The organism is Novosphingobium sp. ZN18A2 (assembly GCF_036784765.1).
Taxonomy (GTDB): Bacteria; Pseudomonadota; Alphaproteobacteria; order Sphingomonadales; family Sphingomonadaceae; genus Novosphingobium.
The window spans coordinates 294,795-309,636 of record NZ_CP136651.1; the positions used below are offsets into that span (position 1 = coordinate 294,795).

13 protein-coding genes are annotated in these 14,842 nt (G+C 65.8%); 8 read left to right on the top strand and 5 right to left on the bottom strand.

Annotated elements, in window-relative coordinates; genetic code table 11:
- Nucleotides 1–88: 88 nt before the first annotated feature.
- On the bottom strand, nucleotides 89–247 hold the full coding sequence (locus RXV95_RS01510; RefSeq protein WP_338467263.1) for a DUF465 domain-containing protein: 159 nt from the start codon (nucleotides 245–247) through the stop codon (nucleotides 89–91).
- A gap of 184 nt (nucleotides 248–431) precedes the next feature.
- On the opposite strand from RXV95_RS01510, the gene RXV95_RS01515 reads away from it, so the two are divergent.
- Together RXV95_RS01515 and RXV95_RS01520 are read left to right on the top strand one after the other, a co-directional pair.
- Complete coding sequence (locus RXV95_RS01515; protein ID WP_338467264.1) at nucleotides 432–629, top strand: DUF465 domain-containing protein; 198 nt, start codon at nucleotides 432–434, stop codon at nucleotides 627–629.
- Between the two features lie 154 nt (nucleotides 630–783).
- Entirely contained in the window at nucleotides 784–1,254 is a 471-nt protein-coding gene (locus RXV95_RS01520) for a DUF1465 family protein (RefSeq protein ID WP_338467265.1), read from the top strand.
- A gap of 43 nt (nucleotides 1,255–1,297) precedes the next feature.
- Here the strand turns inward: RXV95_RS01520 and RXV95_RS01525 are convergent, their stop codons facing one another.
- Together RXV95_RS01525 and RXV95_RS01530 are read right to left on the bottom strand one after the other, a co-directional pair.
- Entirely contained in the window at nucleotides 1,298–2,773 is a 1,476-nt protein-coding gene (locus RXV95_RS01525) for a glycerol kinase (RefSeq protein WP_338467266.1), read from the bottom strand.
- Nucleotides 2,770–4,284, bottom strand: a complete 1,515-nt coding sequence (locus RXV95_RS01530; protein WP_338468607.1) for a glycerol-3-phosphate dehydrogenase — start codon at nucleotides 4,282–4,284, stop codon at nucleotides 2,770–2,772. The genes RXV95_RS01525 and RXV95_RS01530 overlap by 4 nt, the downstream gene beginning before the upstream one ends.
- Nucleotides 4,285–4,346: 62 nt before the next feature.
- Here RXV95_RS01530 and RXV95_RS01535 point away from each other — a divergent pair, with 62 nt between their 5' ends.
- The 5 genes from RXV95_RS01535 to RXV95_RS01555 all read left to right on the top strand — a co-directional run bounded on the left by RXV95_RS01535 (nucleotide 4,347) and on the right by RXV95_RS01555 (nucleotide 10,756).
- Nucleotides 4,347–5,291, top strand: a complete 945-nt coding sequence (locus tag RXV95_RS01535; RefSeq protein ID WP_338467267.1) for an MBL fold metallo-hydrolase — start codon at nucleotides 4,347–4,349, stop codon at nucleotides 5,289–5,291.
- Nucleotides 5,292–5,350: 59 nt separating this feature from the next.
- Nucleotides 5,351–6,127: an adenylate cyclase gene (locus RXV95_RS01540; protein WP_338467268.1), complete on the top strand. Its 777-nt coding sequence runs from the start codon at nucleotides 5,351–5,353 to the stop codon at nucleotides 6,125–6,127.
- 90 nt (nucleotides 6,128–6,217) lie between these two features.
- Nucleotides 6,218–7,216 (top strand): quinolinate synthase NadA, encoded by a 999-nt coding sequence (gene nadA / locus RXV95_RS01545; protein ID WP_338467269.1) that lies wholly within the window; start codon nucleotides 6,218–6,220, stop codon nucleotides 7,214–7,216.
- A gap of 85 nt (nucleotides 7,217–7,301) precedes the next feature.
- On the top strand, nucleotides 7,302–9,449 hold the full coding sequence (locus RXV95_RS01550; RefSeq protein WP_338467270.1) for a prolyl oligopeptidase family serine peptidase: 2,148 nt from the start codon (nucleotides 7,302–7,304) through the stop codon (nucleotides 9,447–9,449).
- Nucleotides 9,446–10,756 (top strand): DUF2254 domain-containing protein, encoded by a 1,311-nt coding sequence (locus tag RXV95_RS01555; RefSeq protein ID WP_338467271.1) that lies wholly within the window; start codon nucleotides 9,446–9,448, stop codon nucleotides 10,754–10,756. Before RXV95_RS01550 ends, RXV95_RS01555 begins: the two co-directional genes overlap by 4 nt.
- Nucleotides 10,757–10,810: 54 nt before the next feature.
- Here the strand turns inward: RXV95_RS01555 and RXV95_RS01560 are convergent, their stop codons facing one another.
- Nucleotides 10,811–12,631: a DUF885 domain-containing protein gene (locus tag RXV95_RS01560; protein ID WP_338467272.1), complete on the bottom strand. Its 1,821-nt coding sequence runs from the start codon at nucleotides 12,629–12,631 to the stop codon at nucleotides 10,811–10,813.
- Between the two features lie 61 nt (nucleotides 12,632–12,692).
- Complete coding sequence (locus RXV95_RS01565; protein WP_338467273.1) at nucleotides 12,693–13,640, bottom strand: DMT family transporter; 948 nt, start codon at nucleotides 13,638–13,640, stop codon at nucleotides 12,693–12,695.
- Between the two features lie 86 nt (nucleotides 13,641–13,726).
- Here RXV95_RS01565 and RXV95_RS01570 point away from each other — a divergent pair, with 86 nt between their 5' ends.
- Nucleotides 13,727–14,839 (top strand): alkene reductase, encoded by a 1,113-nt coding sequence (locus RXV95_RS01570; RefSeq protein ID WP_338467274.1) that lies wholly within the window; start codon nucleotides 13,727–13,729, stop codon nucleotides 14,837–14,839.
- Nucleotides 14,840–14,842: the final 3 nt, after the last annotated feature.

Sequence of the window (14,842 nt, forward strand, 5' to 3'; positions counted from 1 at the left end):
TTATCCCCGGCGCGCCTGCGCCGCCATACGGCAGGAAGGTTCCTGATGCGTCTCACCCAAGGGCTGAGAGGATTCAGCCCATGCGGGCCTAGTGTATCTCGGCGATCTCTTCCTTGATCTTCAACTTTCGGCGCTTCAACTCCATCAGCACGACTTCATCCGGGGCAGGACGGGCGCTTTCCTCTGCGATCTGCCGTTCAAGGCCGGCGTGCTTGGATTGCAGAGCGCTGATGTGCGAGGTTTCCATAGATCGTTTCTCCTGGCGGGGTTCCGCCCCGCTGTTCGCCAACCCGACTCAACCTGCCGGGTGCGTTGTCATGCTTTCACATTGGCCGTATCTTGCAAGTTAAACCGCGCCGGATCGACGCCGATGCGGGTTCTGCCGTAAGCCGCGCGGCCAAAACGCTTCGCCGCACCAAGAGGGAACCCTTGTGACAGAAGAAGAAATGCGCAAGCGTCTCGAGGCGTTGCGGATAGAACACCGCGATCTCGACACGGCGATCGACGCGCTGACAGCCGGGGGCTCGGGCGACCAGCTGCAAATCGCCCGGCTCAAGAAGCGCAAGCTGAAGTTGAAAGACCAGATCGCGATCATCGAGGATTACCTGATCCCCGATATAATCGCCTGATTTTCCATCGGTATCCGCGCGGCCCCGCGCATCGCGACGGTTAATCGCGCAAAGTTGCGAGCCGTACCGCGGCGGGACGGTCTGCACATGGATCGCACAACTTGTCCACAGACCCATTGGCGACAGCGTGCGATGGGTATTAAGCCGGACCATTATGGCCCTGATGCCCAGCCTCAACCCGCGCATTGTCGAAGCGCTCTATGCCGAAGCACTCGTGCTTGCGGACGAGGTGCGCCAGCAGTTCGAACAGGCGCGCCGGGACGCGGTGGATGAATGCGAAGCGGCGGACGACCTTTCGAACGTGGCGCTGTCATGCGAAGCGCTGCGCACCACGACGCGGGTGATGCATTGCCTGGCCTGGCTGCTCAATCACCGCGCCTATTTCGCGGGTGAGCTTTCCGAACTCCAGTTGCGCCGCCATGGCCGGCTGATCGCCAACATGCCGCCCAGCGAGCCTGACAATGTCGCCATGCTCTCACCACGGGTGCAACAACTGGTGAGCGAGAGCGAGCGGCTTTACGAACGCATAGAGCGGCTGGAAAACGCGTGGCGCGGCGAAGTGCCCGAAGGCCCGACGGCGATCGAACGCCTGCGCCAGCGGCTGGCCGCATCGATGGGCGCCTGATTCGTCCACGGCTGAAGCAAAGCCACGGCCGAAAAGAGCGCGCTCAGACTTTCGCCAGCGCCTCGTGCCAGCCTGAAAGGCGTGCGCCGCGCACCGCATCGGAAATTCGCGGTTCGAAGCGGTGAACGTCGCCGCGCATCGACGCGGCGGCATCGTCCAGCGTATCGAACCAGTCGGACCCCACAGCCGCCAGAACTCCTGCACCCAGCGCCGTCGTTTCAACGAATTCGGGGCGTTCCACCGGGATGCCCAGCACGTCCGCCAGATCCTGCGCCATCCAGTCGTTCGCGGCCATGCCGCCGTCGATGCGCAGGGAACTCCACGGCGCGCGATCGGCCGCGAAGGCGCGCATCAGGTCGTGCGTCTGGTACGCCATCGCTTCCAACGCGGCGCGTACCACGTGCGCGGGCGTGGTGGAAAAGCTCATCCCCGTGATCGCGGCGCGCGCCTCCGGCTTCCAGTGCGGCGCCCCAAGCCCCGACAGCGCGGGAACCAGAACGACCCCGCCGCTGTCCGGCACCGAGGCGGCAAGCGCGGCGGTTTCTTCGGCGCTGGCGACAAGCCCCATCGTATCGCGCAGCCATTTCACAAGGCTTCCCGCTACGAAGACAGAGCCTTCCAGCGCAAAAGTCCGCCTGCCGCGCTCTTGCGTCAGAACAGTGCCCAGCAGACGGTGGCCCGAACGGGGCTGCGTCTGCCCGGTCGAGGCGAGCACGAATGCGCCGGTGCCGAAGGTCGCCTTTACCTCACCCGGCGAAAGGCATCCCTGCCCGATCGTCGCCGCCTGCTGGTCCCCGGCAAGGCCGCGAATGGCAATGCCGCCGCCGAACAGGTCATGATGCGTGGTGCCGAATTCGCCCAGCATGTCCGTCACGCGCGGCAGCGCGTCTTGCGGCACGCCGAACAGCGCGCAAAGTTCGCCATCCCACTCCGCCCCGCCCAGCGCGAGGAGCAGCGTGCGGCTGGCGTTGCTCGCGTCTGTCAGGAAATGCCCGGTCAGGCAGAATACCAGCCACGCTTCCACCGTGCCCAGCGCCAGCCGCCCGGCGCGCGCCGCTTCGGCCACCGCACTCTCGTTGGCCAGCATCCAGTGCATCTTTGTGGCGGAAAAATAGGGGTCGAGCAGCAGGCCCGTCTTAGCCTGGACCAGCGGTTCCGCGCCTTCGCGGCGCAGGCGCGCGCAAGTGTCCGCCGTGCGCCGGTCCTGCCACACGATCGCGCGCGAAAGCGGCTCCCCCGTTTCGCGGTCCCACGCGACAACGGTTTCGCGCTGGTTGGTGATGCCGATTGCGGCGATCCGCGCCACGCCGCCCGCCTTTTCCACCATTTCGCGCGCGCAGCGGATCGTGCGGTCGCGGATTTCCGCCGCGTCGTGCTCCACGCGGCCCGGCGCGGGATAGTGCTGCGTCAGTTCGGCCTGCGCCACGCCGCGCGGGCGCCCGTCACGCCCGAACAGCATCGCGCGGGTCGATGTGGTGCCGGCATCCAGCACCATCAGCAGTTCACGCTCATCGCTCATCGCAGCCTGGCCTCCAGCCATTCTTCCACATTGGCCGCCTGGTCGCGCGAAAGGCGCAGGCCCAGCTTGGACCGGCGCCACAGGACGTCGGCGGCGGTCGCGGCCCATTCGCGGCGGACCAGATGGTCAAGCTCGGCCTCGAACAGGCCATGCCCCAGGTCCGCACCCATGTTGCGCGACGCGATGCCCAGCGCCACCGTGCCATAGGCGCGGGCCAGCCGGTGGATCACGCCGGGCGGCAATTGCGGGGCTTCGGCGGCGATGTCCTGTTCCAGCGGCGCAAGATTGGTCGCTTCGTCCAGCCCGTCGGGCTCAAAATCGCCGCCGGGAAGCGGCGCACTTGCCGTCCAGCCTTCGTTCTGCGTAACGCCCAGCCGTTCGAGCGCGTGCATCGCCAGCGTGCGGTGCGTTGTGATCTTGCCGCCCATCACCGCCAGCAGCGGTGCATCCCTGCCGCTTGCCCCGCGATCGAGATCGAAGCGATAGCCGCGCGTCGCCGCTTCCGGCCGGCCGCTGCCGTCGTCCGCCAGCAGGCGCACACCGGCATAGGACCACACGATGTCGTCACGCGTCACCGGGTGCGAGAACGCGCGGTTCGCGGCGGCGAGCAGGTAGTCAATCTCATCCCCATCGGGTCGCGGCGGATCGATTTCCACGTGCTCTTCGGCATCGGTGGTCCCAATCAACGTGAAACCGTGCTGATAGGGGATTGCGAAGCAAAGCCGCCCGTCGGGCTGCTGAAGGAACAGCGCGCGCGGATCGTCGTTCAGGTGCGGCACCACGATATGCGAACCGCGCACCCGGCGCAGCGTCGTGGGCTTGGGCAGCGCGGCGCGGTCGAGCACCTGGCCCACTTGCGGCCCCGCGGCATTCGCCACCATCCGCGCGACGCGCACTTCGCCGCCCGCCTCTATCTTCCAGACGCTGCTTTCGCCGCGCCCGTCGCGCCACAGCGCGGTGACTTCGGCATGGGTCCGCACATCGGCCCCGCGATCCGCCGCGTCGCGGGCCAGCAAGGTTACCAGCCGCGCATCGTCCACCCAGCAATCGGAATATTCATAAGCCCTGACCGGCCCAGGCTTCAGGCCCAGCAGCGCCCCTTCGCTGCGCAAGTCGACGCCGGTCGTGCCGGGCAGCTTTTCGCGCTTGCCAAGGTGATCGTAAAGCCACAGCCCCGCGCGCAGCATCCATGCGGGTCGCCCGCCCGGCGTGACCGGAAGCACGAAGCGCATCGGCCAGATGATATGCGGCGCCTGCGCCCACAGCACTTCCCGTTCCGCCAGGGCTTCGCGCACAAGGCCGAACTCGCGATGCTCAAGGTATCGCAGCCCGCCGTGGATCAGCTTGGTCGAAGCGGAAGACGTGCCTTGCGCCAGGTCGCCGCGCTCCAGCAGCAGCACCGAAAGCCCGCGCCCCACCGCATCGCGCGCGATGGCCGCGCCGTTCACGCCGCCGCCGATCACCGCGAGGTCATAGGGGATGCCGGACGGTGAGGGGCTGGCGCGCTCCATACGCGCATGATGGAACGCGCCCGCGCTTGGCGCAAGCGTGCGCACGCCCTACATTGCCTGTCATGGCCAGCAAACTCCCAGAAACGCCGCGCATATCCCCCAATCCGGAAGACTGGCCCACCGGCCTTGCGGAACGGGTGGAGCCGCTGGTGCAGCGCGTTCTTGCGCCCAACCCTTCGCCCTACACGCTGACGGGGACGGAGACCTATGTGGTCGGCGCGGGTGCGGACGTGGCGGTGATCGATCCCGGACCGGCAGGAACCGGCGAAGCTGGCCATGCCGACACCAACGGCGCGGGCCATGTCGACGCGATCCTTGTCGCCATCGGCGATGCCCGGCTTGCCGCGATCATGTGCACGCACACCCATCGCGACCACAGCCCCGCCTCAAGGGAACTGAAAGCGCGCACAGGTGCACCTATCGTGGGTTGCGCGCCGCTGAGCATGGCCGACGACGGACCGCGGGCCGATTCGGCCTTTGATCCCGACTATGTGCCCGATCGGGTGCTGTTGGACGGAGAGCGGATTTCCGGCGACGGCTGGACGATTGAGGCGGTCGCTACCCCCGGCCACACCAGCAACCACCTTTGCTATGCATTGCTGGAAAGTGGCGCGCTGTTTACCGGCGATCACGTGATGGGCTGGTCCACCAGCGTCGTCTCTCCGCCCGACGGCGACATGGCGGACTATATGGCCAGCCTGTCCCGCCTCTATGACCGGGAAGACCGCATTTATTATCCCGCGCATGGCGATCCGGTGGAAAAGCCGCGCCAGCTGGTACGCGGAATGCTGGGCCACCGCCGCCAGCGCGAACGCCAGATCCTGCGTGTGCTGGAAGAGGGCGGCAACCACGCGATCCCCGAATTCGTGGCGAAAATGTACAAGGGACTGGACGAGCGGCTTCACGGTGCAGCGGGCCGGTCCGTGCTTGCGCACCTTATAGACCTGGAGCGCCAGGGCCGCGTGGCGCAGGCGAACGACGGCTGGGTGGTTATCCGCGCCGATTGACTTGATCCATTTTGGTGGCATCTTTCCCCCGTGTCGTTGACACAGGGGGGAGAGCAATCATGGCTTCTACCGCATCGCCGGCCCAACTCTTCGTTCGCGAGAGCCGGCTCTACAAACAGGTGGCCCTCGCGATTGCCGCGCTGATGGTGATGGCCTTCGGCCTGTTCAACGCGCTGGGGGTGACCGACATCACCGCGGCGCCGCACAGCACCTGGCTGCATGGGTCCATCATGTTCTCGTGGCTGTTGCTGTTCGTGGTGCAGAGTTATCTGGGCACTGGCCGCAATCTCGCGCTCCACCGCAAGGTCGGCTGGTTCGGCGCCGGACTGGCGGCGATGGCGGTGGTCACCGCATGGAACACCGGTTTCACCACGACCATGCTGGATCGCGCTCCGCCGGTCTTCTATCCGCCCTATTTCCTTGGCCTCAACCTGCTGACCCCGGTGTTCTTCGCCGCCTTCGTCATCGCCGCGATCGCCATGCGCAAGCGCACCGACTGGCACCGCCGGCTGATGCTGGGCGCGATCCTTATAGTGATCGAACCCTCGCTCGGGCGCCTGACGATCATGTCGCTGATCGCCGTGGTGGGCGACCCGGCAAAGGCGATTGCGCTGGGCGCGGCAAACCAGTGGCTCGTCCCGACGATCGAAATGATCGCGCAGCTGGCCATCGTAGGCGTGATCGCCTTGCGCGACCGGGCCGTTCGCGGCCGCGTGCACCCGGCCATCTGGGTGGCGATGGCCGGCGTCGCATTGCTCTACGCCTCGATCTGGACGCTGGCCGCCCTGCCTCCGTTCGCGGGCTATGTCTTCGCCCTGAAGGGGAGCGGCCTCTGAAGGCGGACCCGCCCGAATCTTCGCGGCACCGGCCGTTTCGTCTTGCCATTGCTCCTTGATTGACGGGCCGGATGGGGCCATCTGGCAGGTATGACCGCCCAGACCCCCATCCCGCCCGGCACCGACCTGCTCGCCGAGATCGACCGGCTGCGCAAAGAGCGCAATGCCGTGATCCTTGCCCATTATTACCAGAAGCCGGAAATCCAGGATCTGGCGGACTTCGTGGGCGACAGCCTTGAGCTCAGCCGCAAGGCGGCGGCCACCGATGCCGACGTGATCGCGTTCTGCGGGGTGAAGTTCATGGCGGATACGGCCAAGATCCTTTCGCCCGAAAAGATCGTGGTGCTGCCCGATCTCAACGCCGGGTGCAGCCTTGAAGACGCCTGCCCGCCCGACAAGTTCAGGGCCTTCCGCGAAGCGCATCCCGATCACATCGCGCTGACCTATATCAACTGCTCCACAGAGGTTAAGGCGCTGTCGGACGTGATCGTCACCAGTTCCAGCGCCGAAACGATCCTTGCCAAGATCCCGCCCGAACAGAAGATCATCTTCGGGCCGGACCGGCACCTTGGCGGCTATCTGAACCGCAAGTTCGGGCGCGACATGCTGTTGTGGCCGGGCGTGTGCATCGTGCACGAAGCCTTCAGCGAAACGGAACTGATGAAGCTGAAGGCGCAGAACCCCGGCGCCCCTGTGGCCGCGCATCCCGAATGCCCGCCCAGCATCATCGACCACGCCGATTTCGTCGGCTCTACCAGCGGCATCCTCAACTATGCAAAGGAAATGGACGGCGACACGCTGATCGTCGCGACCGAGCCGCACATCATCCACCAGATGGAAAAGGCGCTGCCGGGCAAGACCTTCATCGGCGCGCCCGGCGCGGACGGCAACTGCAACTGCAACATCTGCCCCTACATGGCACTGAACACGCTGGAGAAGCTCTATATCGCGCTGCGCGACCTCGAACCGCGTATCGAGATAGAGGAAAGCCTGCGCCTGAAGGCCAAGCAAAGCCTTGATGCGATGCTGGAAATGGCAAGCGGAACCGTGGGCAAGGGCGATCTTGGGGCAAAAGTCAGCGGCGACTGACAGGCGGCTGGCCAATCGGGGACGAGCAGCTTAACAGTTGCACAAGAAACGTCTTTTCCGCCCCGCAAAGAGGTCGCCCGATCCCATGAAGTTCCGTTATCCCCGTACCGCCGCTCTTCTTGCAGCGGCCTGCGCCGCGCCGTTTCTGGTTGCCGCCGCCGCCAGTGCGGACAATGCTGATCCCTACCTGTGGCTGGAAAACATCCACGGCGAAAAGGCGCTGGCGACGGTCGGGAAATGGAATGCCGAGACCGCCAGGGTGCTGGATGCGATGCCCGGCTATGAGGCCGACCGGGTGCGCGCGAAGGCGATCATGGATGACGAACACCAGATTGCCGAACCCGCGCAGGTGATGGGCGACACCGTCACCAACCTTTGGCGCGATGCGAAGCATCCCAAGGGATTGTGGCGCGAGGCGAGCCTGTCGTCCTACCTTTCCGGCAAGCCCGAATGGCAAACGCTGATAGACGTGGATGCGCTGGGCAAGGAAGAAGGCAAAAGCTGGATCTGGCACGGCGCCAACTGCCTTGCGCCCGATTACGAACGCTGCCTCGTCTCGCTCAGCCCCGGCGGATCGGACGCCGACGTGATGCGCGAATGGGACCGCACGACGAAAAGCTTCGTCGACGGCGGCTTCACCCTGCCCGAAGCCAAGAGCACCGTCGCGTGGGAGGATGCAGATACGCTGCTTGTCGCCACCGACTTTGGCAAGGGGACGATGACCACGTCGGGCTATCCCTTCGTCGTAAAACGCTGGAAACGCGGCACGCCGCTTTCCGCCGCGCAAACGGTGATGGAAGGCAAGGCGAGCGACGTTGGCGTGTTTCCGCGGCGGCTGATCGATTCGGACGGCACGGCCTATAATGTCATCAATCGCGGCATCACCTTCTATACCGGCGAGACGTGGATCGAAGGGCCGGACCACGCGTTCATCAAGACACCGCTTCCGGAAACCGCGGACCTGGAAGGCGTCGAAGGCGGGCGGTTGTTCGCTTTCCTCAACAAGCCGCTGGGCGAAATCCCCGCCGGATCGGTGGTCGACTGGGCGATCCCCGATGTGATCGCGGGCACGGCCGGCGCGCCCGAAGTGGTCTTCACGCCCAACGCCCGCCAGGCGGTGGAGGACGTCGGCACGACCGACCATCACGTGTGGATCAAGCTGCTGGACGACGTATCGGGCCGCCTGCTGGTGATGACACGCGGCGCGGACGGCACATGGTCCCACCAAACGGCCGACTTGCCAGACAAGGCGACGATCACGCTGAAGGCCAGCGCGGACAAGCAGGACATCGCCTTTGCCACGGTGCAATCGTTCCTGGTGCCGCCCACGCTCTATGCGGTGGATGCCGGCGGCAAGGCGGCCGCGGTGCAATCGCTCCCCGCAAAGTTCGATCCCTCGCAATTCACCGTGGAACAGCGCTTCGCCACGTCGAAGGACGGCACGCGCGTGCCCTATTTCCTGGCGATGCGGAAAGGCGTGAAGGGGCCGGTGCCCGCACTGATCCACGCATACGGCGGTTTCCGTGTCGCGCAGACGCCGACCTATCTTACCACCGAACCCTATCGCGCCGGGCCGCTGGCGCTGTTCTGGGTGGAGGACGGCAACGCCTATGTACTCGCCAACATACGCGGCGGCGGCGAATACGGGCCGAAGTGGCACGATGCGGCGCTGCGCGAAAAGCGGCAGAATGCCTATGACGATCTTTATGCCGTGGCGCAGGACCTGGTGAAGCGCGGGATCACCGCCAGGGGCAAGATCGCGGTTTCGGGCCGGTCCAATGGCGGGCTGATGGCGGGCGTTGCGATGACTCAGCGGCCGGACCTGTTCGGCGCGGCGATCATCGGTTCGCCGCTGCTCGACATGAAGCGTTATTCGCATATGCTGGCGGGCGCTTCGTGGATGGCCGAATACGGCAATCCCGACAATCCGAAGGACTGGGCCTTCATCAGGAAGTATTCGCCCTACCAGAACCTGAAGGCGGGCGTGCACTATCCGCCGCCGTTCATCTATCTTTCGACCGAGGATGACCGCGTCCACCCGGGCCATGCGCGCAAGTTCACCGCCAAGCTGAAAGCGCTGGGCGATACGGTCTATTACCATGAATACCGCGAGGGCGGGCATTCGGTGGGTGCAGCCCATGCCGAAGACGCGGTGCGCGCGGCGATGCTGCACGCATACCTGCGCCACGTGCTGATGGGCGTGCAGCCGCTGAAAGGCCCGGTGAAACAGTGACCGCGCGGCTGCGCGCGATCTGGCTGGCGGTAAACGCCAGTTACTGGTTCTATCCGGCGCTGGCCGCGCTGCTTGCGCTGCTGCTTTCGGCGATCACCGTCCATCTGGATCACAACGGCGCGTCCGACTGGCTGGCCCGGTTCGGCGCGATCATTCCCGCGCGGCCGCAGGGGGCGAGCAACCTGCTGACGGTGATATCGGGATCGATGATCGGCGTTGCCTCCACCGTCTTTTCGATCACCATCGCCGCGGTCGCCTATGCCAGCGGCAACTATGGCCCGCGCCTGTTGACCAACTTCATGGAAGACCGGGGCAACCAGTTGAGCCTGGCTGCCTTCATCGGCACCTTCACCTATGCGCTGTTCATCCTGCGCACCGTGCGCGCGCCGGGAGAGGCCGTTGCCGGCGGCGGGCCGTCGCAAGCGGGCTTCGTGCCGCAACTTTCGCTGCTGGTCGCGATGGGGCTGATGGGTCTGTCGATCGCGACGCTGGTCTATTTCCTCAACCACATCCCCTCATCGATCCGCATCAACACCGTGCTGGAAGGCATCGGACGCCGGTTGCTGGACATGGTCGACGACATGTTCCCCGAACCCTGCCGCGAAACCGTGGGCGAACCGCCCGCCCATTTCTTCCCGGTCGCGGCGACGGGTACCGGCTATATCCAGGTGATCGAATGGGGTGCACTGGACGATGCGGTGGAAGACGCGGGACGCCGCTTTTCGCTTTCGCTGCGCGCGGGCGATTTCGTGCATCCGGGGGTCGAGCTGGGCAGGCTGGACGGCCCGGCGGGCGACGATGCGTTAGACCGGATTCGCGGCGCGTTCGCCCTGGGCGCAACCCGCACCCCCGCGCAAGACCTGCAGTTCCTGATAGACGAACTGGTGGAAATTGCCCTGCGCGCGCTTTCGCCGGGGATCAACGACCCGTTCACCGCGATCACCGCGATCCACTGGCTGGGCGCGGCAACCGCCCTGTTCGGGCAGCGCGACCTCAACCGCCGGATCGGCGGCGAAACGAAAGACAGGGACGCGATCGCCCCGCTGAACGACCGTTTCGACCACTATCTCTATCGCGGTTTCGGAGCCGCGCGCGGATCGATCGCGTCCAGCAAGCTGGTGACGATGATGACATTCGAAGCCTTGCAGAACGCGGCGCTGCCGCTTGACAGCGCAGCACGGCGCGAAGCGATCCGCGAGGAAGGACGGCTGCTGTTCGAACAGGCACGGCTTGCGCTGCAAGGGCCGGAACTGGACGAAGTGCGCGCGCGGGCCGAAGCCTTCGACAAGGCGCTGGCCCCGGCCTGAATCGCGCGTTCGCGGGCGAATCCCCGCCTGATCGGCCCTTACCGCATCGCCCTCCTACCGGACAGGAAGACCGAACATCAGGTCGCGCACGTATTTCACCGGTGGCGAGCCGTGCGCCAGAACCGCGTCGTTATAGGCCTTCAGGTCGAACTTCGCGCCCTGCCGCTTCTCCGCCTCGGCCCGCAGCGCGCGATGTTCCTCGAACCCGGTGAAGTATGACAGCAACTGCACCGAGCTGAGGCTGGCGCGCACCCATTTCCCCGCCGCTTCACGCTCTTGCTGGAACGCGCCCTTTTGCATCAGTTCCATCGCCTGGTCGCGCGTCATCCCTTCTGTCTGGATACCGATATCGAGCAGGGTATTGGTGATCGAACGCAGCCGCATCTTCAGCACCGTAAGCGCGAACAGCGGATCGCCGTCCATATAGCCCTGGTCCATCATCATGCCTTCGGCATAGACCGCCCAGCCTTCCACGAAGGGGCCGGAACCCAGCACCGCGCGCAGCACGTCAGGGCTCTTGTTCGCGTGGGCAAGTTGCAGGTAATGGCCGGGCATCGCCTCGTGGATCGCCAGGTCCTGCACCATGTAATCGTTGTATTCCGACAGGAACGAGGTCGCCTGCTTGTCGCTCCATTCGGGCGGGATCGGCGCGACCGCGAAGAAATTGGGCTGGTTCTTTTCCAGCGGCCCCGGCGCATCGTCATAGGCGACGGCATAGCCCCACTGGCTGCGCGGCATCTCTATGATCCGCACCGGCGAATCCGGCACCCAGACAAGATCCTTCGCGCGCACGAAATCGGTCGCGTTCTTCAAGGCTGCCCTGGCCGCATCCATCAGCCCGTCGCGCGCGGGGCGGTGGACATATGTAAGCGCAAGCGCGGCCTCTATCCCGGCCTGCTGCTGCGCTGCGGTGGGATGGTCCGGCAGCGGCGGCGCGCCCGCCCTTCCGGCCAGCACCTTCTGCGCGATCGCATACATCTGCGTGCGCGTTTCGGCCTTGGCGTTTTCGGCGGCGGCCTTCAGTTCGCCCCGCGTCATGCTGGATTGCAGCGCGAAAGCCATCTTCCGGTCGTAAAGTTTCGCGCCCAGCCGGAAATCGCCCTTCGCCTGCGGGACCAGCACGGTATCGATCCAGGTCTGGTTTTCGTCCACCGCGGCGGCCAGCTTGTCGCGCGCCGCCCTGAAGCGCGCCTGATCGGCTTCGGACAGCGTATCGAGATGCGGGGCAAGCATCCCGTCGACCACGTCCATGATGCCCTTGTTGCGCTTCGAAACCGTTTCCGCATGGATCGCCGGCACGCGCGCGGGCACCAGTTCGGCGCGGCCCTGCGCCAGCAGCGCGGGGATGCCCTCCATCCGCGCGGTCGCGTTTTTCAGCCGTTCGGGCCAGGGCGCGAAATCGCGCGCGGCAAGGCCATAGAGCGCCTGCGACGCCACGCCGATATAGCCCTGGGGATCCCAGGCCCATTCCTTCAGGCTGGCATCGCGCCACAGGTCGTAACGCAATTCGTTGTCGAGCAGCGCAAAATCGACCTGGTTGTCGCGAGACAGCCTTGCACGGTCGATCTTCGCCATCGCGCCCAGGATCGCGCGTTCCTCCGCCGCCCAGGCTTCGCGTCCGGCCTTGCTGATATCGGGCAGCTTCGCATCGAAGCGGTGATCGCCAAGCTGCGTCGCGGTGACGGGCGAGAAGCGCGCCAGCGAATCGAGATAGCGTTCGGCCAGCGCCTGGAACGCCTTGTCCTGCGCGGACGGCATCGACAGGGCATCGCCCGAATCCCCAAGCGCACAAGGCGCGGCGCGGACGGGCGCGGCGCCTGATACGGCGCAGGCAAGGGCAAGGGCCGCCGTCGCGGCGGTGAAGGCAGGTTTCATGATTTCGGGCGCTCCCCGGTTTCGGCCAAGGTTGCAATTGCTACCAGCCGGGCGATTCCCGTCAATCGTTACCGGCAGGCTCCGGCGGGTCGTCCTTCGGATCGAAGCGGCGCGACAGCACCAGCGCGCCCGCCACCAGCGCCATGCCCAGCGCATCCATCCGACCCATGTCCTCACCGAACACGGTCCAGCCGACGAGGACCGCCACCGCAGGCTGGGTCAACAGCGCCAGGCCGATGACCAGCGGGGTGAAATGGCGGAAGGAATAGACCAGCAAGCCCTGCCCGATCACCTGGCTGCCCAGCGCCAGCGCGACAAGCGGCCCCCACGAATGCGGCCACACCGGCTCACCGCGCAGCAGCGCGATGGCCAGCAGCACCGGCGCGGCCGCCATGCTGGCCAGCAGCAGCAGCGCCCAGCTTCCGAACCGCGCGCGCGCATCATGCAGCAGCAGGATATAGAAGCCATAGAAGAACCCGGCGAGGATGCAGAACAGGTCGCCCGCCAGCGAACGCGAATCGATCTGCATTGACCGGCCCAGCAGGATCGCCGCGCCGCCCAGCGCCATGCCGATGGCCAACGCCTCGCCCCAGCGCGGGAGGCGGCGCATCATCACGATGCCCCAGACCATCAGCATCAGGCTGCCGCCGTTGCCGAACAGCGTTGCATTGGCAAGCCGCGTGCGTTCGATCCCGACGTGATAGCTCGCGATGTCAAGCGCGAAGAACACGCCCGCCGCCAGCGCGCCGATCATCACCTTGCGTTCAACGCCGGAAATGCGCTGCCCGGTCTGCCACGCGATGACCGCCAGCAGCGGCAGCGGCAGGAACAGGCGCCAGAACCCGGCCGAAACCGGGCCGGAATCTGCCAGGCGCACCCACCACGGCCCCAGTGCAAGCGCCACGTTGCCGGTCAGCAAGGCAAGAAAGGGCACGATCCGCGCCGCGCCGCCAAGCCATGCTTTGCGCGCGGTCAGGTTTTCTTTTGCAACTTGGGTTGCCTCGTCCATCGACGCGCCCTAGCTCTCTTGGGTCAAAGGGCGCGAACGATTTTTTCACGCGCCGTATCGGAAACATTCGCCGGAGAGTTCAAACCATGCACGATTCGCTGTTCCAACCGATCAAACTCGGCGCAATCGAAGCGCCCAACCGCATCCTGATGGCGCCGCTTACGCGCGGACGTTCCGAACCGGGCCACGTTCCGGGCGAACTGATGGTCGAATACTATCGCCAGCGCGCCAGCGCCGGGCTTATCATTTCGGAAGCGACCGGCATCAGCGTGGAAGGGCTTGGATGGCCCGCGGCACCGGGCATCTGGACCGCGGAGCAGACCGAAGGCTGGAAGAAAGTGACCGAAGCCGTGCACGAAGCGGGCGGCCGCATCATGTTGCAGATGTGGCACATGGGCCGCCTGGTCCACCCCGATTTCCTGAACGGAGAGCCGGGCGTATCCTCTTCCGCCAGCTGCGCGCCGGGCAACGCGCACACTCCGTTGGGCACCAAGCCCAATGCGCCGGCGCGCGCGCTGGAGCTGAATGAAATTCCCCGCGTGGTTGACGATTACGGCAAGGCCGCGCGCAACGCGAAGGAAGCCGGGTTCGACGGCGTGCAGCTCCACGGCGCGAACGGCTACCTGATCGACCAGTTCCTGCGCGATGGCGTGAACAAGCGCGAGGATGAATATGGCGGCACGCCCGAAAACCGCGTGCGCCTGATGCGCGAAGTGATGGAGCGCCTGATCGCCGAATGGGGCGCGGACCGCGTTTCCATCCGCCTTTCGCCCAATGGCGAGACGCAGGGCGTGGACGATTCCAACCCGTCGGCGACTTTCGGAGAGGCGGCGCGCGTGCTCGACAAGATGGGCATCTCCTTCCTCGAACTGCGCGAGCCGGGGCCCGACGGAACCTTCGGACAGACCGACGTGCCCAAGCAAAGCCCGCTGATCCGCACGCTGTTCAAGGGACCGCTGGTGCTGAACAGCGATTACACGGCAGAGCAGGCCGACGCCGACGTCGTGCAAGGCCGGGCCGACGCAATCAGCTTCGGCCGCCCGTTCATATCGAATCCCGATCTTCCCGCCCGCATCCGCGCAGGCGCCGAATGGGCGCCCAACGTCGATTTCCCGAAGACGTGGTACCTGCCCGGCCCGGTCGGCTACATTGACTATCCGGCGATGGATGCGGAAAAGGCGTCCGCACCCGCCGGCTGACCG